This window comes from Pseudomonas sp. SBB6 (genome assembly GCF_024213215.1).
GTDB lineage: Bacteria > Pseudomonadota > Gammaproteobacteria > Pseudomonadales > Pseudomonadaceae > Aquipseudomonas > Aquipseudomonas donghuensis.
The window spans coordinates 23,234-45,947 of sequence record NZ_JANAVH010000014.1 but is presented as its reverse complement, the minus strand read 5'-3'; the positions used below and the strand labels follow the sequence as shown (position 1 = coordinate 45,947).

The following is a 22,714-nucleotide window of genomic DNA, read 5'->3' as shown; positions in this document are numbered from 1 at the left end:
AAGGCCTATTCAACGCTTGAACGCAAGGTTGCGAAACTGGCAAAAATGCTAGGTCAGCGACAAGCGCTCTATTCCTCGACGTGCACGCTGTCAAGGTAGCTGCGCACTGCCCAGAGCGCTTCCTGGCTCAGGTAATCCGCCATTTTCGGCATGTACACCCGGCCATCACGGACCGCGCCATTGCGCACCCGCTCAACGAACCACTCATCACCGGCAGCGCCTTCGTCGAGCAAGCGCAAATCCGGGGCGATGCCACCGGACTTGGCCTCCAGGCCGTGGCAGGCGGCGCAGTTCTGGTTATAGGCCGAAGCGCCGATCGACACCGCCTCGTCATGGTCCTTGCTGTTGCGGTAAGGGTTTTCTGCGCGCCACTGATCACCGAGCTTTTCCAGGTTGCCGGTATTGACCGCGGTCGGCGTGACGTTGCCATGGGCGAAAGCCCCGGCGCTGCTCATCAGGCCGACACCGACGATCAGGCTCAACCAGGCGTGTTTTGCTGTTTTCATTGTTCTGCCCTCGACTGCTGTTTGCACGCAAGAACCTCTCGGCTGAAAGGTTGTGCCGGCATCTTAGGAAGGCCCTGACAAAGGCCCCATGCTGCTTTGGTGGTCGCAGCCTCCTCCCTTGGTAGTAGCGCTTGTGGGGCAGTGCCAAATCATGTCCGGATTGGGAAATTTTCCCGCTAAGGCCGGGAGTTTTTCCGTATCGATCGCGCCCTTGGCGTTCCAGTCTATGCAGGCCAAAACCTTCATTGGGAACTCCAACCATGACAATAAGATCGTTACCCGCCGCGCTTTCTCCGCTGTCTGCCGCCGTGCACACCGTCCTCCTGCTCGGCAGCCTGGCCCTGACCCCGCATGCCCTGGCGAAACCGGTGAGCTGGGAAGACATCGCCGACGACCACAAAAGCACCAGCAACGTGCTGCAGTACGGCATGGGCACCAATGCCCAGCGCTGGAGCCCGCTGGCCCAGGTCAACGACCAGAACGTGTTCAAGCTGACCCCGGCCTGGTCGTACTCCTTTGGCGACGAGAAACAACGCGGCCAGGAGTCCCAGGCCATCGTCAATGACGGGGTGATCTACGTCACCGGCTCCTACTCGCGGGTATTTGCCCTCGATGCCAAGACCGGCAAGCGCCTGTGGACCTACAATCATCGCCTGCCGGACAACATTCGCCCGTGCTGCGACGTGGTCAACCGCGGCGCTGCCATCTATGGCGACAAGATCTACTTCGGCACCCTCGATGCCCAGGTCATTGCCTTGAACAAGGACACCGGCAAGGTAGTGTGGAAGAAGAAGTTCGGCGACCACAGCGCCGGCTACACCATGACCGGCGCCCCGACCCTGATCAAGGACCAGAAGAGCGGCAAGGTGCTGCTGATTCACGGCAGCTCCGGCGATGAATTCGGTGTGGTTGGCCAACTGTATGCTCGCGACCCGCAAACCGGCGACGAGGTGTGGATGCGCCCCTTCGTCGAAGGCCACATGGGCCGCCTGAACGGCAAGGACAGCACCCCCACCGGCGACGTCAAGGCACCGTCCTGGCCGAACGACCCGAGCACCGAGACCGGCAAGGTCGAGGCCTGGAGCCATGGCGGCGGCGCCCCGTGGCAGAGCGCAAGCTTCGATGCCGAGACCAACACCATCATTGTCGGCGCCGGCAACCCGGGCCCCTGGAACACCTGGGCGCGCACGTCCAAAGACGGCAACCCGCACGACTACGACAGCCTTTACACCTCCGGCCAGGTCGGCGTCGACCCGAGCACCGGCGAGGTCAAGTGGTTCTACCAGCACACGCCCAATGACGCCTGGGACTTCTCCGGCAACAATGAACTGGTGCTGTTCGACTACAAGGACAAGGACGGCAAGCAGTACAAGGCCACCGCCCATGCCGACCGCAACGGCTTCTTCTACGTGGTCGACCGCACCAACGGCAAACTGAAGAACGCCTTCCCGTTCGCCGACAACATCACCTGGGCCAGCCATATCGACCTCAAGACCGGCCGCCCGGTAGAAAACCCCGGCCAGCGCCCGGCCAAGCCCGAGCCAGGGCAGACCAAGGGCAAGCCGGTGGAAGTGTCGCCGCCGTTCCTCGGAGGCAAGAACTGGAACCCCATGGCCTACAGCCAGGACACCGGCCTGTTCTATGTGCCGTCGAACCAGTGGAAAGAGGAATACTGGACCGAGGAGGTCAACTACAAGAAAGGTTCGGCCTACCTGGGCATGGGTTTTCGCATCAAGCGCATGTACGAGGACCACGTCGGCTCGCTGCGCGCCATGGACCCGACCACCGGCAAGATGGTCTGGGAGCACAAGGAACGCCTGCCGCTGTGGGCCGGGGTACTGGCGACCAAGGGCAACCTGGTGTTCACCGGTACCGGTGACGGCTACTTCAAGGCCTTCAACGCCAAGACCGGCGAGGAGCTGTGGAAATTCCAGACCGGCAGCGGCATCGTCTCGCCGCCGATCACCTGGGAACAGGACGGTGAGCAATACATCGGCGTGACCGTCGGCTACGGCGGCGCGGTGCCGCTGTGGGGCGGCGACATGGCCGAACTGACCAAGCCGGTGGCCCAGGGTGGCTCGTTCTGGGTGTTCAAGATCCCGGCCTGGGACACCAAGACAGCGCAACGCTGATTTGACGCCCTCTCGCCGGCAAGGCCGGCTCCCACAGTGGATCGGTGCATACCAAACCCTGTGGGAGCTGGCTTGCCAGCGATGGCTATCGCCCAGCCCCAGGAGATCCCCATGAAATACCTCCCGCTACTGCTCACCCTCGCCTGCACCCCCGCCCTGGCCGATGACGACGCGCCGCTGACCATCAACGGCTGCACCATCGCCCAGGAAAGCCAATGCCCCAATGCCAACCTGCGCAATGCCGACCTCAGCAACCAGGACCTGCGCAAAATGAACCTGGCCGGTGCCGACCTGCGCGGGGCGAACCTGCGCCATGCGCGCCTGGACCTGGCCAACCTGGAAAAAGCCCAATTGCAAGGCGCCAACCTCACCCGCGCGAGCCTGCAGCAAAGCAACCTGCGCCTGGCCGACCTGCGCGACGCCAAGCTGGTCGCGGTACAGGCCTGGGGCATGTTCGCCCAGGGCGCCAACTTCGAGAACGCCGACTTGAGCGCCGCCTACCTGGAATTCGCCCGCCTCTCCGGGGCCAAACTGCACCGCAGCAAGCTGCAGGCCGCCGACCTGGAAATGACCTGGTTGAGCAAGGCCGACCTCAAGGGCGCCAACCTTGCCGATGCCAACCTGCAAGAAGCCAAGTTCGGCGAAAGCAATCTGGAGCAGGCCGACCTGCGCGGCAGCCGCCAGCATTACGCCAACTTTCAGGACAGCAACATGGAAGGCTGCCAGGGTTGCCCGAAAACCTGGGACTAAGCGGCGATACGCAGCAGGCCCGCCTCAATCGCCAGGTGCACCATTTCGGCGTGTGAGGCGACCTGCAATTTGCTTTTGAGCAGGGTCAGGCAGTTGGATACGGTCTTGGCGCTGATGCACAACTGCTCGGCGATCAGTCGGGTCGGCATGCCCTTGGCCAGCATCAGGAAAATTTCGGTTTCGCGCAGGCTCAAGCCTTGCAGGCGCGTATTGCCCCCCTGGCAGGCCAGGTCGGTGGCCAGCGCCTGCTCGATGTAGGCATGCCCGGACAGCACCCGGCGTACCGCTTCAAGCAACACCGCAGGCCCCGCTGCCTTGGACAGAAAGCCACAGGCGCCCGCCGCCATGGCCTGACGTACCAGGCCAAGATCAGTGTGCTCGCTGAAAAACAGCACGCGCAGCTGCGGCCAGCGCTGGCGCAGGCGCCGGGTGGTTTCCAGGCCGCTGATGCCGGGCAGGCCGAAGTCCATCAGCACCAGCCCCGGCAACTGCTCGCCAACCTTGTGCAGGGCCTCTTCACCACTGGCCGCTTCGATGATCGGCATGCCGTCCAGGCCCTGTTGCAGCGTAGCGGCCAGCCCCAGGCGCAGCATGGGGTGATCGTCGACCAGCAATATGGCCATGGCGTGGTGCTCCTGCAGTTTTATCCCATGCTAGAACGCACGCCTGGGCGCTCGACTACTACTTTGGTACTGTTTTACTTGTCGATGGTCGCATTCCCAAAGCGTTGCACCTGGCCTGTAATGAAGGGGTGCAGCACAACCACAACAATAAGGTGCAAAGCCATGTACAAGATTCTGATCGCCGACGACCACCCGTTGTTTCGCGAGGCCATCCACAATGTCATCAGCGATGGCTTTCCTGGCAGCGAGGTGATGGAAACCGCCGACCTCGACAGTGCCCTGGCGATCACCGGCGATCACGATGACCTCGACCTGATCCTGCTCGACCTGAACATGCCCGGCATGCACGGCCTGGGCGGGCTGATCAACCTGCGCAACGAGGCACCGACCATCCCGGTGGTGATCGTTTCGGCCGAACAGGACAAACAGGTGGTACTGCAGGCCATCACTTACGGCGCCGTCGGCTTTATCACCAAATCCTCGCCGCGCTCGCAGATGACTGAGGCCATCGAGCAGATCCTCAACGGCAACGTCTACCTGCCGCCAGACATCATCCGCACCCAGAAGAGCAGCCACCGGCGCAGCCAGGGCGAACACCAGGGCTTTGCCCCGGAACTGCTGCAAGCCCTGACCCGCAAGCAATTGCTGGTGCTCGAACGCATGACCAAGGGCGAGTCGAACAAGCAGATCGCCTACAACCTCGACATCGCCGAAACCACGGTCAAGGCTCACGTGTCGGCGATCCTGCGCAAGCTCAATGTGCACAACCGCGTGCAGGCGATCCTCAGTGCCGGCGACATCGACTTCACCGCCTACCTGCGACGATAGCCCTGGCATATCGCATTCATGCAAATTAGCCATTGAAACCACGGTAACGCCTGAAGTAAGCTCGGGAACATCAACTGGAGAGTCACATGTCGCACACACCCCTCACTCACGCTTGCAGCACTGGTCGCTTGTCGCGCCCCGTGGCGGCTGTCGAGTGCGCGACGGCCTCACCGGCTCGATTTTATTTTGGGTATTGGTTTAGCCACAGGCGCCGCTGATACCCACACCGGCGCCCACACTCAAGGGGCCGCCGAACACGAGAATACTCAACCCCCGGTCGGCTCCCCGATCGGGGGTTTTGCGTTTCAGGCCCCCGGCAACTAGCGAATCACATTGAGGAACAGCACATGAACTACGTCACCTACCACCCTTACCCAAGCTTTAGCGCCTGGCGATTTAGCCAATCCCGTTCGGGCCAGCCTGCCGCCTCCGATCGGTCACTTGTTGGTGGCACGCACACACATGACGCCAATCCGGCCATCTGTCGAACACCTCGATAGGGCCGACAGCGCGGGCCAGACCCCGCCATCCGCCCAGGGAACCAGAACATGCAATCGTCCAACCTCGCTCTGCCACTGTCCGAACCCACTGCTGCCAACAGCGCCGTCAGCCAACGCCTGCCGAGCCCGCTGCTGCTCAAGCAGCAAATGCCGCTTACCCCTGCCCTCACCGCCCAGGTCGAAGCCCATCGCCAGGCCGTACGTGCCATTCTCGCGGGCGAAGATCAACGCCTGCTGGTGATCGTTGGCCCCTGCTCGCTCCACGACCCCCGTTCGGCCCGCGAATACGCCCAGCGCTTGGCGCGCCTGGCCATCGACGTCAGCGACCAGATGCTCCTGGTGATGCGCGCCTACGTCGAAAAGCCGCGCACCACCGTCGGCTGGAAAGGTCTGGCCTACGATCCGCACCTCGATGGCAGCGACGACATGCACGGCGGCATCGCCTTGTCCCGCGGCCTCATGCTGGCCATGCTCGAACGCGGCCTGCCGGTTGCCACCGAGCTGCTGCAACCCATGGCCGCCGGTTACTTCGATGACCTGCTGAGCTGGGCGGCGATTGGCGCACGCACCACCGAATCGCAGATTCACCGCGAGATGGTCAGCGGCCTGGGCCTGCCGGTCGGCTTCAAGAACGGCACCGACGGCGGCGTTGGCATTGCCTGCGATGCGATCCGCAGCGCCGCGCACAGCCATCGGCATTTCGGCATGGACGTGCAAGGCTACCCGGCGATTGTCGAAACCCTGGGCAACCCTGACACCCACCTGGTGCTGCGCGGCGGCAACAAGGGCCCGAACTACGACCGCCAAAGCCTCGCCCTGGCCCGTCAGGGCCTGGCCAAGGCCGGTGTGGCGCCGCGGATCATGGTCGATTGTAGCCATGCCAACAGCGGCAAAGACCCATTGCGCCAACCGGCGGTGTTCAACGAAGTGCTCGAGCAGCGCCTGCAGGGCGACACCTCGCTGGTCGGCATGATGCTTGAAAGCCACTTGTTCGATGGCTGCCAGGCGCTGGGCGCGCAACCGCTCAAGTACGGTGTGTCGATTACCGATGGTTGCCTGGGCTGGGATTCGACCGAACGTTTGCTGCGGGAGGCGGCTGAGCGGTTGTGAGCCTTATCGCGGGGCAAGTCGGGTCGCCGCACCGCCGCTCCCACTTGCCCCGCGATAACTATCGGCCAACCCTCATTTGCGTTAGGCTTGGGGTTTTACCCCAAGGAGCCACTCCCATGGCCAAAGCCACTGCCCGTCACATCCTGGTTGCCACTGAAGACAAGTGCAATGAACTGAAAGCCCAGATCGAAGCCGGCGCCGATTTCGCCGAAATCGCCAAGGCCAACTCCACCTGCCCATCCAGCCGCCAGGGCGGTGACCTGGGCTCGTTCGGCCCAGGCCAGATGGTCAAGGAATTCGACACCGTGGTGTTCAGCGCACCGGTCAACACCGTGCAAGGCCCGGTGAAGACCCAGTTCGGTTATCACCTGCTGGAAGTGACCAGCCGTCAGGATTGATTATCATATGGCCGGCCGGGTTAAGGCCGGCCATGTGCAATCAGCTAAACTTCATGACTGTCCCATTTTGGCGTGTACATGCGTATACGCTATTGTCATCATCGATTACCGCATCCCACGCGTAGCCACCGTTTAGCGACAAGGCTTGCAGTCTACTACCTGTCGCTATATCAACAATCTGCAAAGCGTCGTTGTACTCTGTGGCAACCCAATTATCAGCGCTGGCCAATACCCTTCCATAAGTACCGCTCCCTAGCGAGACATACCGAACACTTCTTGAGGCAAGATCAATAATCGCCAGTGAATATTTATTTGGGATCAGCGCAAAAACCGTTTGATTGTTTCCGCTCACGCAAATATCACTACAATAGTCCGTCAAGGGTATGCTGAACTCCAACGATAGCGTCTGTGCATCAAGAACACTAAAACCATTGGCACTCGCCAGGACGCGCTGCCCATCGTGACTCAATGTGAGCCCCGAGACCATCGGAAAATCAATTGTCTTGATCACGGCATTATTGCTCGTGTCCAGTATTGATAATTTTTGGACATTCACACCACTCGCATGATGGATGGTCTGAAAGTAGACACGAGTCCCAGCCGCATTGATCACGGGAGACGAGGCGCCATACGGAACTGGCGTAAAATGCGTGACCTGTAGCGTGTTCAGATCTATGACGCGGAGCCCATCATAACAACCTTTCCACGCTTGTGTTTCGTTTGCATTTACCGCTGCGCGTGACGTGTCGGCACGAATACTCATCAAACTTTGGGTTTGCCCAGAAGCCAAGTCAAGTACCGCGAGGCCTGAGCCATTCAATTGATCCGTACTATGCTCCAAAGTGACATACAACTTGGCATTCGAACGCCCCAGGATCATGCTTATTGGCCGGTGAGAAAGTGTATAGGTTCGAGAATGTGCAAGCTGCTTGTGGTTAATCGTATAGACACCTGACAGAAACTCGACAGCCAAGCCTTCATTGACCGAACGATCAAACGAAACTTTCAGTTCAAGTGTAAATGTACTGCCATCCTTGAGTTGCTCCAGGTCCGCACGAGGGATACTCCTGGTCAGCGGCAGCGTATTGGTCAAAGATTGCGCCGTCCACAACGGGAAAGTCACTTCACTGCCATCTTTTTTTTCGCCGTGAAGACGTAACCACAACCGCTGTCCAGCCGCCATGAAGTGCCAGGGTTCCGTCCGAAAAGCGGGATTTCCCGATATCCTGTTTAGGTCAATGACTCCGTTTTCAGCCTGGGGCAACCCGGGGGTCGGTAGTTGGGCCAGCGTCTGTATGATCAACGGCAATACGGGCGACTCTGCCAGTTCCTGTCCGCTACGTTCTACGCTGTAACTGAGCTGTACTGTCATACTCGCCGGCCCGATGTTCGCCCCCACCAACGCCACCGCGATATCTATCAGCAACGTACCACTGGCATCACCCGCAAACGGCCCCAGTTCGGCAGAGCCGGCAATCGCCGTGCCGCGCCAGTGCAACGTGATCTGGTCGCTGACAGACATGCCGGCATAACTGACCTCCACTGTCGCGCCCGTTAGCGCATCAAGCGGATCCAGGATGCCGCCCGGAGCCTGGACTACCGTCGGAGCATCAAGCTCCAGCGCCAGCACCCCGACCCGGAACGAAAACACTCGCGACACCAGCCCAGGATGCCCGTCGCGTTCAACGCTGTAGTTCACCTCGACACTGCCGTTGAGGTTGGCCTCGACAAACTGTTTCGGCACATCGAACACCAGCGGCTCGCTCAGGCTGCTGATCTCGCTCTGGTCACTGGTGCTGCCATCGGCCTCGCTGCCGCGCCACAGGTAGGTCACCCGATCACCGAGCGCGATGCCTTCATACAGGGGAATCTCCAGGGTCGCACCCTGGGCACCGACGGCCGCCGGGTCCAGCACGCCTTCGTCGACCTCCAGCACCGTCGGCGCCTGCAGGGTGGCCTGCAGCTCGCCGATGACCAGCCCGAGGGTCTCGGAGCGGCGGCCATTGACCAGGTAGTAGACCTCGGCACGCCGGCCATCGAGGGCGGCGATGTACTCGCCGGGCACATAGCGCAAGACTTCGCCGGCCTCGATCTGCCCGCTGGTGACATTGCGGGTGTGGTCGAAGTACACCTCACCGCCATCGGCGCGGGTGCCGCTGAACACCACGGTCAGCACATCGCCAATCTTGATGCCTGGGTAGGCAGCCACCCGGATGGTTGCTTCGCCAAGGCTTGGGTCGAGGTACCCCCCTTGTGCTTCCAGTACCGTCGGTGCGCGCAAGCCGATGCCGGCGCCCTCGCCTTCGATGCGCCGGGTGGTGCGTTGCGAGCTGTTTAAAGGCGGTGTGGTTTCGCCCGCCTTGACCTGGTAATGGAGCACCACCCGGCCACCCCCACCTAGCAGTTGCGCCTGACCATTGGGCACCATGAAGGTGACCGCGCCGGGGACACGTTCGACCTGGGCCTGCTGGCGGTGCTGGACCCGTTCGCCGTCGGCGGTGAAACCGTTCCAGAACAGCTCGACCCAATGATCTTTTTCGAAGTGCTGCGGATCGGTAAACACCTCGACGGTGACGTCGTCCAGGTCAAGCTCGTTGAGATCGATGACTTCATCCACATACTCATCGCGGATCTTCACGTATGGCGGATACAGCTGCGCATCACTGGCATAGACCTCAACCGTGGTCGAGGCTGACCAGGGCCGCTCATCGGCGTCCCGCGAGCTGTTGAGTACCTCGTCGGTGACTTTCCAGGCGATCTTGATCTCGCCATCGCCAGCGGCGAGGATCAATGCTTCCTCGACCACCAGGGTCAGGTCCTGGCCCACTTCGTCTGCTGCAACTACGTGCACCAGGCGTTCGCCGCCCCAATCCAGCTCGATGCGATCACGCACGCGCATGTGCTCGTAGGCGGCAATCGACACGTCGACGCCAGCAGCAGCCTCGATCGGCCCGATGCCACTTTCGATCAGCTCATCCCCCAGCCCCGCCGGCACCAACCCCTGATGTCCGGGTTGTTCGGCGTCATCATCCCGGCCGCCCGGGCGGGTACGCTTGACCAGTACGCGAATGGCCGCGGACTCGGACGAGTTGCCGTCAAGGTGCCAGACCGTGTACGAGACCTCGGCCTGACCGTCCAGCAGGCGCCGCAGCGGCACCCGCAGGTACAGGATGCCTTCCGGCGCATCGAGCTCGGCCGCCGAGAGGAAATGGATTACCGCCACGCTACCGCCCCAGTACACTTCGATCTCTTCGAAGGCTTGCGCATTGGCCCACAGCGGGATCCCCACGGCCAGGCCGCGGGGATCGTCGGTCAGGGCCAGGTTGACCCCGGCATCGCCCGGTATCAGCTCGCCGTCATCATCCTCGACCAGCACATCGATCAAATCCCCGAGCGGGACGCGCAGGCGCTCAAGGTTACGCGGCGACAGGCTCTGGCGTTGGGCTCGTAGGGCAAAGGGCGCTTCGGCGCGGGTCATGGTTGCACCTCATCGACGAGGGCTGCCGGGGAATTGCCCGTTACTGCGCGCGGCCCGACAGAAAACTCCAGCGGCTCGGAAACCCCAGGCTCGCCGTTTACCGGGGTAACCTGGTAATTGAGGCTCACCGTGCCGCCGCTGCTCGCCTGCACCACGTTACGCGGCACATCGAACTTCAAGGGCCGGGTCAGGCTGCTGATCGCACTGGTATCCGCCGCACTGCCGCCGGGCTCGGTGCTGCGCCAATAGAACATCACCCGGTCATTCAGCTGTAAACGCGGATCCAGCGGAATCACTAGGGTCGCACCTTGCGCGCCGAGCTCGGCGGGGTCCAGCAGGCCGTCGCGCAACTTCTCGACCTGCGCAGCGGCATAAACCTCTTGTGAAGTTTCAAGCTGAAGTTCCATGTTCGGGCCCTCTTGACCGTCGATCTGTAACGAAAAGCGCAGCCGCTGATGTGCCAACACCTTAAGCAGGGGCGCCGGGAGCGAAAAACTCAGTGCATCGCGCTGCAGGTCCCGCCGGCTGAGCGAATGGCTACGCATCCATACCACCCGCCGCTGGCGGCCCGAGTTTGTGCTGCACACCAGCGTCAACACCAGGCCCAGCGGGCAGCCACGAGGCAGGTCGATCTCGACTTCGAGCGCTCCCGCGCCAACGGCAACAGCGCCATGCACGGCTGCGGGTACGCGTGGCGCGTGCCATGACCATGCTGGCACCTCAAGCACAGACAAGGTCCGCCGCCGCGAGCCACGGGGGTCCGGGTCAGTTGCCGTTACACCCACCTCGTAACTGACACGCGCAGTACCGCTGGCCAGTTCAAGTAACTGGTCATTGGCGATCCTGAACCGCTCGGCACCGGGCACCCGGCTCAACTGGCGGCTCTCCTCGATATCCACCACGCGTCCGTCCTCGGTGGTGCCACGCCAGAGCAGGTGCAGCCATTGCCCGCGGGCAAAATCCGCCGGGTAAGTCACCACCTCAACCCAGGCATCGCCATCTGCGACGGCCTGCAGTTCGATCTGCTCGACGTATTGCCCGTTCACCAGCACGTAGGCCGCAGGCAGCGAGGAGTTACTGGCATAGACCTCGAACGCCTGGCTCGGCGCCGACCAGGGCAGCAGGTCGGCGTCCTGGGAGTCGTTGCGCACCTCGTCACTGACCCGATAGACCAGGCGCAGGCCGTCGCTGTCGCCGGCGTCGAGAATCTGCTGTTCATTGACAGTGAGCACCACACGTTTGTCGTCGGCTTCAGCCCGGGTGACCGTGTGCAGAACCCGCTGATTGCCCCAGCGCAGTTCGATCAGATCACGCACGCGCAGGTTTTCGTAGCCGGCGATGGTTACCGGCACGCCCGCCGCGGCCGAAGCAGCGTCCACCCCGTGCTCGATCAGCGCTGGCGGCAAGGTGGCCACCGGCAGTCCCTGGTGTCCCGGCTGGCTGGCGTCGCGATCCTTGCCGCCGGGGCGGTTGAGCTTGAGCAGGACGCGGGCTGGAGCGGAATCTTCAACGTCATTGGCGCTGAAGTGCACCCGATAGAACACGGCGATACTGGCGGCGCCTTGCCCGGGTAGCTGTTCGCCAGGCACTTGCAGGTACAGGGTTTGGCCAACGGCCGTTACCCATTCGCTGGTCATCGGCTCGCCGGCCCAGAACAGGTCGACCCGCTGCCCGGCTCGCTGATCCAGCCACGGCTCGACCGCCACCACCACGCCGGGCGAAGACTCGCTCTGCGCCAGGTTGATCCCGGCGTCACCGACAACCTCCTGCCCGGCTTCATCGGTGACAATCACCGGAATACGCTCGCCAAGGGGAAAGCGCGGGCGGCTCAGCCAGCGCGGCTGGCCTGGCCGGGATAGCGCAAGGTCGAAGGGTTCTGCGTGGGTCATGAGCGGTGTCCTTCTACAAGGGAGAGGGACACTTATTCAATAGCAGAAACAGCACTGGCGATACTGACAAAAATATCAGGTGGCGCCGAACTGCTAAGCTCAAGACACCCTCCAGACTCCCACAGGCAGGCAGGCGTTTGCGTATCGCTCACGGCATCGTGGTGGCATTTCTCCTGAGCATTGGCTGGCCGCATGCGGCGCTGTCAGCTTCCGGCCATGCCCTGACGGTTTACGGCGAAACACCGCGCTACCCGACCAGCTTCCAGCACTTCACCTACGCCAACCCCGACGCGCCCAAAGGCGGAAGCCTGCGCCGCTCGGCCATCGAGATCGGCCAGTTCGACCACCTCATTCCCTATATCGACAAGGGCATCGGCGTTGCCGAGGTCGATGGTTGGCTGTACTCGCCGCTGGCCGTGCGCTCGCAGGACGAGCCCTACACGGTGTATGGGCTGGTGGCACAAAAGCTTGAGCGCGATCCCGACGGGCACTGGCTGCGCTTCTATCTTGACCCACGAGCGCGCTTTGCCGATGGCCAGCCGATCCGCGCCGAGGATGTGCGCTACACCTTCGAGCTGTTCATGCGTGCGGGCAATCTCAGGTACCGTACCCAGTTCGCCGACGTTGATGAGGTCAAGGTAGAAAACCCGCGGCAGATCATCTTCCACTTCAAAAGCAACCAGAACCGTACCCTGGCCCTGGACCTGGCGACCTTGCCGGTACTGCCCGAACACTGGTGGAAAGACCGCGACTTTGCCAATGGCGCAGGCTTCGAAGCACCGCTGGGCAGCGGCCCGTACAAGGTCGGCCGGGTCGACAACGGCCGCAGCATTACCTTCGAACGCGACAAAAGCTGGTGGGCCCGGGACCTGCCGGTCAACCGCGGCCGCTACAACTTCGACCAGTTGCGCATCGAGTACTTCGGCGACACCGAGGTGGCGCGCCAGGTGCTGCGCGGCGGCGGTTTCGATTACAACCGCGAGTTCTCCGCCACCGCCTATACCCTCGGCTACGCCAGCCCGGCGCTGGACGATGGCCGCCTGCAGCGCGCGCACCTGGCCAAGGAGGCACCGCAGACCGCCCAGGGTTTTGTCTTCAACCTGCAGCGGCCGGTGTTCAAGGACCGTCGGGTGCGTCAGGCGCTGGCCCTGCTGTGGGACTTCGAGTGGAGCAACCGGCAGATGATGCGCAACCTGTACATTCGCCAGCAGAGCTTTTTCGCCAACAGTGACCTGGCGGCGCGCAGCGTGCCCGATGAGCAGGAGCTCAAGTTGCTCGAACCGTTGCGCGGGCAGGTGCCCGACGAGGTCTTCAACCAGGTGTTCGAAGCGCCGCGCACCGACGGTTCGGGGCTGATTCGCGACAAGCAACTGCAAGCGCTGGCACTGCTTGAGACGGCTGGCTGGAACCCCCAGGGCGATCAACTGGTCAACGCCCAGGGTGAACCGCTGACGTTCACCTTCCTCAATGGCCAGGCCGGTTTCGAACGCCTGCTGCTGCCGTGGAAGCGCAACCTGGCGCAGATCGGCATTACCCTGGAAATCCGCCGTATCGACGCCTCGCAGTACGTCAACCGCCTGATGGCCCGCGACTATGACCTGATCGTCAGCGGCTATCCGGTGTCACCGTCGCCTGGGCTTGAGCTGTACAACTATTTTGGCTCGGCGGCGGCCAGCGACCCTGGCTCGAACAACTACATGGTCTTGCAGGATCCGGCCGTGGACCGCCTGCTCGACGGCCTGGTCAAGGCGGCGAGCAAGGCTGACATGCTGCGCCATGCCCATGCACTGGACCGGGTGCTGAGCTGGAACTACTACTGGATTCCCAACTATTACCCACCCGGCTCATCCACCGTCTGGTGGAACCGCTTCGGCCTGCCCAAGGTGCAGCCGAGCTACGACGAAGGCCTGGACAGCTGGTGGGAAGTCAGCCCGACGCCGCTGACCAACGCGCAGATGGCCGAGCGCCTGGGGAGCCCGCCATGATCGGCTACATCCTGCGCCGTCTGCTGCTGATCATCCCGACCTTGTTGATCATCCTGCTGGTCAATTTCGTCATCGTCCAGGCCGCGCCGGGCGGCCCGGTCGAGCAGGCGGTTGCACGCCTGCAGGGGATCGGCGGCGGTGCGCCCGGGGCCAGCGCCGAAACCCTGCACGCCAGCTCGCGCGCCAGCCGCGGCCTGGACCCCAAACTGCTGGAAGACATCAAGCGCCAGTACGGCTTCGACAAGTCGGCACCCGAGCGCTTATGGCTGATGCTCACTCAATACGCCCGGCTGGACTTCGGCGCCAGCTTCTTTCGCGGCGCCAAGGTCACCGATCTGATCCTGGAGAAGATGCCGGTGACCCTGTCGCTGGGCTTCTGGGCCACCCTGATCACCTACCTGGTGTCGATCCCCTTGGGGATTCGCAAGGCGGTGCGCCACGGCAGCGCCTTCGATGCCTGGAGCAGCAGCCTGATCGTCATCGGCTACGCCCTGCCCTCGTTCCTGTTCGCCTTACTGCTGATCGTGCTGTTCGCTGGCGGCACTTCGCTGAACTGGTTTCCGGTGCGCGGGCTGGTCTCGGAGGACTTCGACCAGCTCAGCCTGCTGGGCAAGCTCGCCGACTACTTCTGGCACCTGGTGCTGCCGGTCGGCGCGCTGGTGATCGGCGGTTTTGCCACCCTGACCCTGCTGACCAAGAACGCCTTTCTCAACGAGATCACCCGCCAATACGTGATCACTGCACGGGCCAAGGGCCTGAGCGAGCAGCGAGTGCTGTACGGGCATGTGTTTCGCAATGCCATCCTGCTGGTGGTGGCCGGCATTCCCCAGGCACTGATCAGCGTGTTCTTTGCCGGCTCCCTGCTGATCGAGGTGATCTTCTCCCTCGATGGCCTGGGGCGCATGAGCTACGAAGCCGCAGTGTCGCGCGACTATCCGGTGGTGTTCGGTTCACTGTTCATCTTCACCCTGTTTGGCCTGCTGGTACGGCTGATCGGTGACCTGTGCTACACCCTGGTCGACCCGCGTATCGATTTTGCCACGAGGGCACGCTGATGCTTCGCCTGTCGCCGGTTTCACTCAGGCGCCTGCAGCGATTTCGGCGCAACCGTCGCGGCTGGATTTCGTTGTGGCTGTTCGGCCTGCTGTTGCTGGTGAGCCTGGGGGCCGAGCTGGTGGCCAACGACAAGCCGTTGCTGCTGGGTTATCAGGGGCAGCTGTATTTCCCGGCGTTCAAGCGCTATACCGAGCAACAGTTTGGCGGTCAGCTGCCGTTCCAGCCGGATTACCGCAGCCAATACGTACGCCAACTGATCGAGGGCCAGAACGGCTGGATGCTGTTTGCACCGGTGCCCTTTAGCGCCGATACGCCGAACTACGATTTGCTGGTACCCACGCCCAGCCCGCCGTCCACGGTCAATTGGCTAGGCACCGACGACCAGGCCCGGGATGTGCTGGCGCGAGTACTGTATGGCACCCGGGTGTCGATTCTGTTTGCCCTGGCGCTGACCGCCATCAGCACCCTGATCGGCATCGCCGCCGGCGCCTTGCAGGGCTATCACGGCGGTTGGGTCGACCTGATCGGCCAGCGCCTGCTGGAGGTCTGGTCGGGCCTGCCGGTGTTGTACCTGCTGATCATCCTCAGCGGTTTTGTCGAGCCGAACTTCTGGTGGTTGCTGGGGATCATGGCGCTGTTTTCCTGGCTGGCGCTGGTGGATGTGGTGCGCGCCGAGTTCCTCCGTGGGCGCAACCTCGAATACGTGCTGGCCGCCCGCGCCCTGGGCCTGCCCGACCGCTGGGTGATCCTGCGGCACATTTTGCCCAACGCCATGAATGCCACCCTGACCTACCTGCCGTTCATTCTCACCGGCGCCATCACCACCCTTACCGCCCTGGATTTTCTCGGCTTCGGCATGCCCGCCGGCAGCGCTTCGCTGGGCGAGCTGGTGACCCAGGGCAAGCAACACCTGCAGGCGCCTTGGCTGGGCTTTACCGCGTTCTTTGCCCTGGCGCTGATCCTGTCGCTGCTGGTGTTCATTGGCGATGCCTTGCGCGAAGCCTTCGATCCACGGGCATAATCGCAGCTTTCACCTCCGGCGGAGCGGCGCATGCAGGACAGTGACAGCCTCAAGGACTACCAGCAGGTGCGCCTGCTGGCGATTCGTTCGCTGTTCGAGATCATCGAGCAGTCCAGCGAAGGCACGATCATCGTCGACCGTGATGCGCGCATCGTCTGGATGAACGAGCGCTATGCCCGGCGCTTTGGCCTGGACGACGCCAGCAGTGCGATCGGCCAACCGTGCGAGAGTGTCATCCCCGGTAGCTTGATGCGCGAGGTGGTGAGCAACGGTCGGCCGATCCTGCTGGACATGCTCGACACCCCGAAAGAGCCGCTGGTAGTGATGCGCCTGCCGGTGCACGACAGCAGCGGCAAGCTGATCGGTGCCATCGGTTTTGCCCTGTTCGACGAATTGCGCAGCCTTTCGCCGCTGCTCAAGCGCTACGCCAGCATGCAGCAGGAACTGGCCTCGACCCGCTCGTTGCTGCGCGCCCGCCAGGCCAAGTACAGCTTTGCCCAGTTCATCGGTACCAGCGCCGCCAGCCTTGAGGTCAAGCGCCGCGCCCGGCGTGGCGCCAGCAGTGATTCGCCGGTGTTGCTACTGGGCGAAACCGGCACCGGCAAAGAGCTGCTGGCCCATGCCATCCACGCGGCCTCGGCACGGGCGCACAAAGCGTTTGTCAGCATCAACAGCGCGGCAATCCCCGAGACCCTGCTCGAAGCCGAATTCTTCGGCACCGCCCCGGGCGCCTTTACCGGCGCCGAGCGCAAGGGCCGCCCGGGCAAGTTGCAGATTGCCGAGGGCGGCACGCTGTTTCTCGACGAGATCGGCGACATGCCCTTGCCACTGCAGAGCAAACTGCTGCGCGTGTTGCAGGAGAAGGAGTACGAGCCGGTCGGTTCCAACCAGATGATCCACAGCGATGTGCGGATCATTGCCGCGACCTCCACCGACCTGCAGGCGGCGATGGCCCGTGGCGAGTTTCGTGCCGACCTGTACTACCGGCTCAATGTGCTGCCGATCCAGGTGCCGCCGTTGCGTGAGCGGCTGGACGACCTACCGGCCTTGAGCGAGGCGATTCTTGAAGAACTGGGCAGCCAGCACGAGCTGGAGGACCCAGCCCAGGCGCTGCTGGCCCGGCATGCCTGGCCGGGCAATATCCGCGAGCTGCGCAATGTGCTGGAGCGGGCGACCTTGCTGGCGGATCAGCCGCGCTTGAGCGTGGGTGATGTACAGGCGGCGTTGGGCGACCTGGCGCCGCTGCAGGTCCAGCTGCCACAGCTGAGCTACAAGCAGGCCTGTGCCGATTTTGAGCGGCAGTTGCTGGAAAACACCTTGGCGCGCTGTGCCGGGAATGTGCCGGAGGCCGCGCGGCAGCTGGGGTTGGGGCGCTCGACGTTGTACAAGAAGTTGCTGGCGCTGGGCATAAAATCTCATTAAATAGAATTGTGTCTCCATATAGAGACGAACACCTCTCCCCATGGGAGCCGGCCTTGCCGGCGATGCAAGGCGCAGCCTTGCCAGGTTTTTGGCTGCTTTGCAGCCCATCGCCGGCAAGGCCGGCTCCCACAAGACCTGTCTCCATATAGAGACCGATTCATTAAAATCCATTCATAAATTCAATTTATACGTTTAGATTCAATAACTTATAAACATGGCACGATTCCCGCTATCTCCTTCGCACCAACAAAAACAAGATGCACCCAAGGAGACACTCGATGAGTGTGATCATCGCCCTGGCAGCCCTGGCGCTGCTGATGCTGGCTGCCTACCGTGGTTATAGCGTTATCCTCTTCGCCCCCATTGCCGCCCTTGGCGCGGTGCTGTTGACCGACCCTGCGGCGGTCGCCCCGGCCTTTACCGGGGTGTTCATGGAAAAGATGGTCGGCTTTATCAAACTGTACTTTCCGGTGTTCCTGCTGGGCGCCGTGTTCGGCAAGCTGATCGAGCTGGCGGGTTTCTCGCGCTCGATCGTCGCCGCCGCGATCCGCCTGCTCGGCACCCGCCAGGCCATGCTGGTGATCGTGCTGGTCTGCGCGCTGCTCACCTACGGCGGCGTGTCGCTGTTCGTGGTGGTGTTTGCGGTGTACCCGTTTGCTGCCGAAATGTTCCGCCAGAGCAACATTCCCAAACGCCTGATCCCGGCGACCATCGCCCTGGGCGCGTTCTCCTTCACCATGGACGCCCTGCCCGGCACCCCGCAGATCCAGAACATCATTCCCAGCACCTTCTTCAACACCACCGCCTGGGCCGCGCCCTGGCTGGGCCTGATCGGCACCCTGTTCGTGTTCTGCACCGGCATGCTGTACCTGCAGCGCCAGCGCAACAAGGCCCAGCGCACCGGTGAAGGCTATGGCTCGGCGCTACGCAACGAGCCGGAAACCGCCGCCGACCTGAAGCTGCCCAACCCGTTGCTGGCGCTGTCGCCGCTGCTGTTGGTAGGGATGATGAACCTGCTGTTCACCCACTGGATTCCAGCCTGGTACGGCAAGACCCATACCTTGAGCCTGGCGGGCATGAGCACGCCGGTGCAGACCGACATCGCCAAGCTCACAGCGATCTGGGCGGTGGAGGCGGCCTTGCTGCTGGGTATCCTGCTGGTGCTGGTGGCAGGCTTTGGCGCGATCAGAAGCCGTCTGGCCGAAGGCAGCAGAAGCGCGGTCAGTGGCGCCTTGCTGGCAGCGATGAACACCGCCTCGGAATACGGCTTCGGTGCCGTCATCGCTTCACTGCCGGGTTTTCTGGTGCTCGCCGACGCCCTGCGCGCGATCCCCAATCCACTGGTTAACGAGGCGATTACCGTCACCCTGCTGGCCGGTATCACTGGCTCCGCCTCCGGCGGCATGAGCATTGCCCTGGCGGCGATGTCCGACAGCTTCATCGCCGCCGCCAATGCCGCCAACATTCCCCTTGAAGTGCTGCACCGGGTCGCGGCCATGGCCAGCGGCGGCATGGACACCCTGCCGCACAACGGTGCAGTGATCACCCTGCTGGCCGTCACCGGCCTGACCCACCGCGAAGCCTACAAGGATATTTTCGGCATTACCCTGATCAAGACCCTGGCGGTGTTCGTGGTGATTGCTACGTTCTATGCCACCGGTATCGTCTAAGGAGCACCCTATGCGTCTCAACGGCAAGACAGCAGTAGTCACCGGATCGACCAGCGGCATCGGCCTGGGCATTGCCCAGGCATTGGCCAAGGCCGGCGCCAACCTGATCCTCAACGGCTTTGGCGATGCCAGCGCGGCCATCGCCGAAGTGGCCCGGTTCGGTACCCGGGTCGGTCATCACCCGGCGGACCTTGGCGACGTTAAACAGCTCGAAGCGCTGTTCGCCTACGCCGAGCGCGAGTTCGGCGGCGTCGATATTCTCGTCAACAATGCCGGCATCCAGCATGTGGCGGCGGTTGAAGACTTCCCGGTGGAGCGCTGGGATTCGATCATCGCCGTCAACCTCTCGGCCGTGTTCCATGGCACCCGCCTGGTGCTGCCGGGCATGCGCGCGCGCAACTGGGGGCGAATCGTCAACATCGCGTCGGTGCACGGCCAGGTCGGCTCCACCGGCAAGGCCGCCTATGTCGCCGCCAAACACGGGGTGGTGGGCCTGACCAAGGTGGTGGGGCTGGAAACCGCCACCAGCAACGTCACCTGCAACGCCATCTGCCCGGGCTGGGTACTGACCCCGCTGGTGCAGAAACAGATCGATGACCGCGCCACTAACGGTGTTGATCCGCAGCGGGCCCAGCATGATCTGCTGGCCGAGAAGCAGCCGTCGTTGGCCTTCGTCACTCCCGAACACCTGGGTGAGCTGGTATTGTTCCTCTGTAGCGAGGCTGGCAGTCAGGTTCGTGGCGCTGCCTGGAACATCGATGGCGGCTGGCTGGCCCAGTGACGGGCAGCCTGAACACCTGGCTGCGGCATCGTCTTTTTTACCTGCAAGGAGGCCTTATGCGCCCACTCTCCCTCACCGCGTTGTTCACCCTGACCCTGGCTGCCGCTACTTCGCTACAGGCCGCCAGCCTCAAGGATGTTGCGCCCTACCCCGAGGCCGAAAAAGGCTTTACCCGCCAGGTGATCCAACTGCCAAAACAGGCTGACGAGTCGGCCTACAAACTCGAAGTGCTGGCTGGCAAGCAACTGGAAGTCGACTGCAACCGTCAGCACCTGGGCGGTAACCTGGAAGAACAGACCCTGCAAGGCTGGGGCTACAACTACTACCGCCTGGAAAAAGTCTCGGGCCCGGCCTCGACCCTGATGGCCTGCCCTGACGGCAAGAAAAAACAGGCTTTCGTGCCCGTGGTCGGCGATGGCTTCCTGCTGCGTTACAACAGCAAGCTGCCGGTGGTGGTGTATGTGCCGGAAGGCGTTGAAGTGCGTTACCGCATCTGGTCGGCCTCGAACAAGGTGGAAAAAGCTACAGTGAAGTAAAGCGTTGCTTGACTGACGGCCCTGTAGGAGGAAGGCATGAACGAAGTGCTCTGGCGCCCAAGCAAGGCGCGTATTCAGGCAAGTCGAATGGATGCCTTTCGCCGCCAGGTCAATCAGCAGTTTGGCCTGGCGCTGCGCGATTACGCCGCGCTGCACCGCTGGAGCATCGAGCAGCGTGCCGCGTTCTGGCAAACCCTTGCCGACTATTTCCAGGTGCGCTGGCAGCAGCCGGCCACTCAGGTGCTCGACGAGGGCCCGCAGATGCCCGATGCGCGCTGGTTCGCTGGCGCCACCCTGAACTTCGCCGAACACTTGCTACGGCGCCGCGACAACCATCCGGCGTTGATCGTGGTGCGCGAAGACGGCGAGCGACGGGTTATCAGCCATGGCGAACTGGCCGAACAGGTGGCCGGCCTGCAGCGCAGTTTCCAGGCCGCCGGCATCGGCGTCGGCGACCGGGTGGCCGCCTGCATGCCCAACACCTGGCAAACCCTGGTGGCGATGCTGGCCTGCACCAGCCTCGGCGCTATCTGGTCGTGTTCTTCGCCGGAGTTCGGCACCCACGGCATCATCGACCGCTTCGGCCAGATCGAGCCAAAGCTGCTGATCGTCTGTGCCGGTTACCCCTACGCCGGCAAACAGATCGACCAGGTCGACAAGATCAACCAGGTACTGGCACAACTGCCAAGCCTGCAACATCTGCTGGTGGTGCCTTACACCCGCACGCACACCGCCAGCGACGAATTCGTCTGCCAGGCCCGGGTCAGCCTCTGGGACGACTTCTACCAACCCGGCGGCGAACCGCAGTTCACCGCGCTGGCGTTCAATCACCCGCTGTACATCCTCTATTCCAGCGGCACCACCGGCGTGCCCAAGTGCATCGTCCACGGCGCCGGCGGCGTATTGCTGCAGCACCTCAAGGAGCATGGCCTGCACAACGACCTGGGCTCGGACGACGTGCTGTTCTACTACACCACCTGCGGCTGGATGATGTGGAACTGGCTGGCCAGCGGCCTGGCCGTGGGGGCCACCCTGGTGCTCTACGACGGCTCGCCTTTTCATCCAGGGCCCGAGCGCCTGCTGGAGCTGATCGACAGCGAGCGCATCACGGCATTCGGCACCAGCGCCAAGTACCTGGCAGCCCTGGAGCAAGCCGACCTGCGCCCGCGCCTGAGCCATTCACTGGACTCGCTGAAGTTGCTGCTGTCGACCGGCTCGCCGTTGTCGCCGGAAAGCTTCGACTACGTCTACCGCGAATTCAAGCGCGACCTGTGCCTGGCATCGATGTCGGGCGGCACCGATATCGTCTCCTGCTTCGTCATCGGCAACCCGCTGCTGCCGGTGCGCCGCGGCGAGATCCAGTGCAAGGGCCTGGGCATGGCCGTTGAGGTCTGGGATGACGATGGCCATGCGCTGATCGGGGAAAAAGGCGAGCTGGTCTGCACCCGGCACTTTCCGGCCATGCCCCTGGGCTTCTGGAATGACCCGCAGGGCGAGCGCTTCCAGGCGGCCTACTTCAGCCAGTTCCCCGGGGTCTGGGCCCAGGGTGATTACGCCGAGGAACGGGCCGAGGGCGGCATGCTGATCCACGGTCGCTCGGACGCGGTGCTCAACCCCGGCGGCGTGCGTATCGGCACGGCGGAAATCTACCGTCAGGTCGAGAAGGTGCATGAGGTGGTCGAAAGCGTCGCCATCGGCCAGCGTTGGCAGCATGATGTGCGGGTGGTGCTGTTCGTGCGCCTGCGCGACGGCCTGCAACTGGATGACGCCTTGCAGGCGCGGATCCGCCAGGTGATCCGCAGCAACACCACGCCCCGGCATGTGCCGGCGGTGATCGCCGCAGTGACGGATATCCCGCGCACCATCAGCGGCAAGATCGTCGAGCTTGCGATTCGCAACGTGGTGCACGGGGAGCCGGTGAAAAATACCGACGCCCTGGCCAACCCCGAGGCCCTCGAGCAATTTCGCGACCGCCCGGAGTTGCGCAATCAGGCATAATGCGCGGTTTTAGCGCTTTACGAAGGTACGT

17 protein-coding genes are annotated in these 22,714 nt (G+C 62.9%); 13 read left to right on the top strand and 4 right to left on the bottom strand.

Features of this window, described 5'->3' with window-relative positions; genetic code table 11:
- Positions 1–68 precede the first annotated feature (68 nt).
- Positions 69–506, bottom strand: coding sequence for a cytochrome c-550 PedF (pedF, locus tag NLX68_RS22715; protein WP_010226528.1), 438 nt, complete (start codon positions 504–506; stop codon positions 69–71).
- 260 nt (positions 507–766) lie between these two features.
- On the opposite strand from pedF, the gene exaA reads away from it, so the two are divergent.
- Both exaA and NLX68_RS22705 read left to right on the top strand, forming a co-directional pair.
- Positions 767–2,638 carry a quinoprotein ethanol dehydrogenase gene (gene exaA / locus NLX68_RS22710; RefSeq protein ID WP_254285898.1) on the top strand — a complete coding sequence of 624 codons (1,872 nt, stop codon included), beginning with the start codon at positions 767–769 and terminating at the stop codon, positions 2,636–2,638.
- Positions 2,639–2,749: 111 nt separating this feature from the next.
- Entirely contained in the window at positions 2,750–3,388 is a 639-nt protein-coding gene (locus NLX68_RS22705; protein ID WP_254285897.1) for a pentapeptide repeat-containing protein, read from the top strand.
- On the opposite strand, the gene NLX68_RS22700 is transcribed toward NLX68_RS22705, so the two are convergent.
- Complete coding sequence (locus tag NLX68_RS22700) at positions 3,385–4,011, bottom strand: response regulator transcription factor (RefSeq protein ID WP_254285896.1); 627 nt, start codon at positions 4,009–4,011, stop codon at positions 3,385–3,387. The two genes, NLX68_RS22705 and NLX68_RS22700, sit on opposite strands and share 4 nt — an antisense overlap.
- A gap of 162 nt (positions 4,012–4,173) precedes the next feature.
- Between NLX68_RS22700 and NLX68_RS22695 the strand changes: the two genes are divergently transcribed.
- From NLX68_RS22695 to NLX68_RS22685, 3 genes are all read left to right on the top strand, one after another.
- Positions 4,174–4,839 carry a response regulator transcription factor gene (locus NLX68_RS22695; RefSeq protein ID WP_010226520.1) on the top strand — a complete coding sequence of 222 codons (666 nt, stop codon included), beginning with the start codon at positions 4,174–4,176 and terminating at the stop codon, positions 4,837–4,839.
- Positions 4,840–5,387: 548 nt separating this feature from the next.
- Positions 5,388–6,449 carry a 3-deoxy-7-phosphoheptulonate synthase gene (locus NLX68_RS22690; protein ID WP_254285895.1) on the top strand — a complete coding sequence of 354 codons (1,062 nt, stop codon included), beginning with the start codon at positions 5,388–5,390 and terminating at the stop codon, positions 6,447–6,449.
- A 116-nt stretch (positions 6,450–6,565) separates the two neighbouring features.
- Entirely contained in the window at positions 6,566–6,847 is a 282-nt protein-coding gene (locus NLX68_RS22685) for a peptidylprolyl isomerase (RefSeq protein WP_010226518.1), read from the top strand.
- 40 nt (positions 6,848–6,887) lie between these two features.
- On the opposite strand, the gene NLX68_RS22680 is transcribed toward NLX68_RS22685, so the two are convergent.
- Positions 6,888–10,325, bottom strand: coding sequence for a YncE family protein (locus NLX68_RS22680; RefSeq protein WP_254285894.1), 3,438 nt, complete (start codon positions 10,323–10,325; stop codon positions 6,888–6,890).
- Positions 10,322–12,214, bottom strand: a complete 1,893-nt coding sequence (locus tag NLX68_RS22675; protein ID WP_254285893.1) for a hypothetical protein — start codon at positions 12,212–12,214, stop codon at positions 10,322–10,324. Before NLX68_RS22675 ends, NLX68_RS22680 begins: the two co-directional genes overlap by 4 nt.
- A gap of 158 nt (positions 12,215–12,372) precedes the next feature.
- Between NLX68_RS22675 and NLX68_RS22670 the strand changes: the two genes are divergently transcribed.
- The 8 genes from NLX68_RS22670 (at position 12,373) to NLX68_RS22635 (ending at position 22,683) form a co-directional block, all read left to right on the top strand.
- Positions 12,373–14,199, top strand: coding sequence for an extracellular solute-binding protein (locus NLX68_RS22670; protein ID WP_254285957.1), 1,827 nt, complete (start codon positions 12,373–12,375; stop codon positions 14,197–14,199).
- Entirely contained in the window at positions 14,196–15,254 is a 1,059-nt protein-coding gene (locus tag NLX68_RS22665) for a microcin C ABC transporter permease YejB (protein ID WP_254285892.1), read from the top strand. The genes NLX68_RS22670 and NLX68_RS22665 overlap by 4 nt, the downstream gene beginning before the upstream one ends.
- On the top strand, positions 15,254–16,276 hold the full coding sequence (locus tag NLX68_RS22660; RefSeq protein WP_254285891.1) for an ABC transporter permease: 1,023 nt from the start codon (positions 15,254–15,256) through the stop codon (positions 16,274–16,276). The genes NLX68_RS22665 and NLX68_RS22660 overlap by 1 nt, the downstream gene beginning before the upstream one ends.
- 30 nt (positions 16,277–16,306) lie before the next feature.
- The gene (locus NLX68_RS22655) at positions 16,307–17,698 is read left to right on the top strand and encodes a sigma-54-dependent Fis family transcriptional regulator (RefSeq protein WP_010226514.1); all 1,392 of its coding nucleotides are present in this window, start codon (positions 16,307–16,309) and stop codon (positions 17,696–17,698) included.
- A gap of 278 nt (positions 17,699–17,976) precedes the next feature.
- Entirely contained in the window at positions 17,977–19,368 is a 1,392-nt protein-coding gene (locus tag NLX68_RS22650) for a GntP family permease (RefSeq protein ID WP_254285890.1), read from the top strand.
- 10 nt (positions 19,369–19,378) lie between these two features.
- Complete coding sequence (hbdH, locus tag NLX68_RS22645; RefSeq protein ID WP_254285889.1) at positions 19,379–20,149, top strand: 3-hydroxybutyrate dehydrogenase; 771 nt, start codon at positions 19,379–19,381, stop codon at positions 20,147–20,149.
- 56 nt (positions 20,150–20,205) lie between these two features.
- Complete coding sequence (gene eco / locus NLX68_RS22640) at positions 20,206–20,685, top strand: serine protease inhibitor ecotin (protein WP_254285888.1); 480 nt, start codon at positions 20,206–20,208, stop codon at positions 20,683–20,685.
- 36 nt (positions 20,686–20,721) lie between these two features.
- Complete coding sequence (locus tag NLX68_RS22635) at positions 20,722–22,683, top strand: acetoacetate--CoA ligase (RefSeq protein WP_254285887.1); 1,962 nt, start codon at positions 20,722–20,724, stop codon at positions 22,681–22,683.
- Positions 22,684–22,714: the final 31 nt, after the last annotated feature.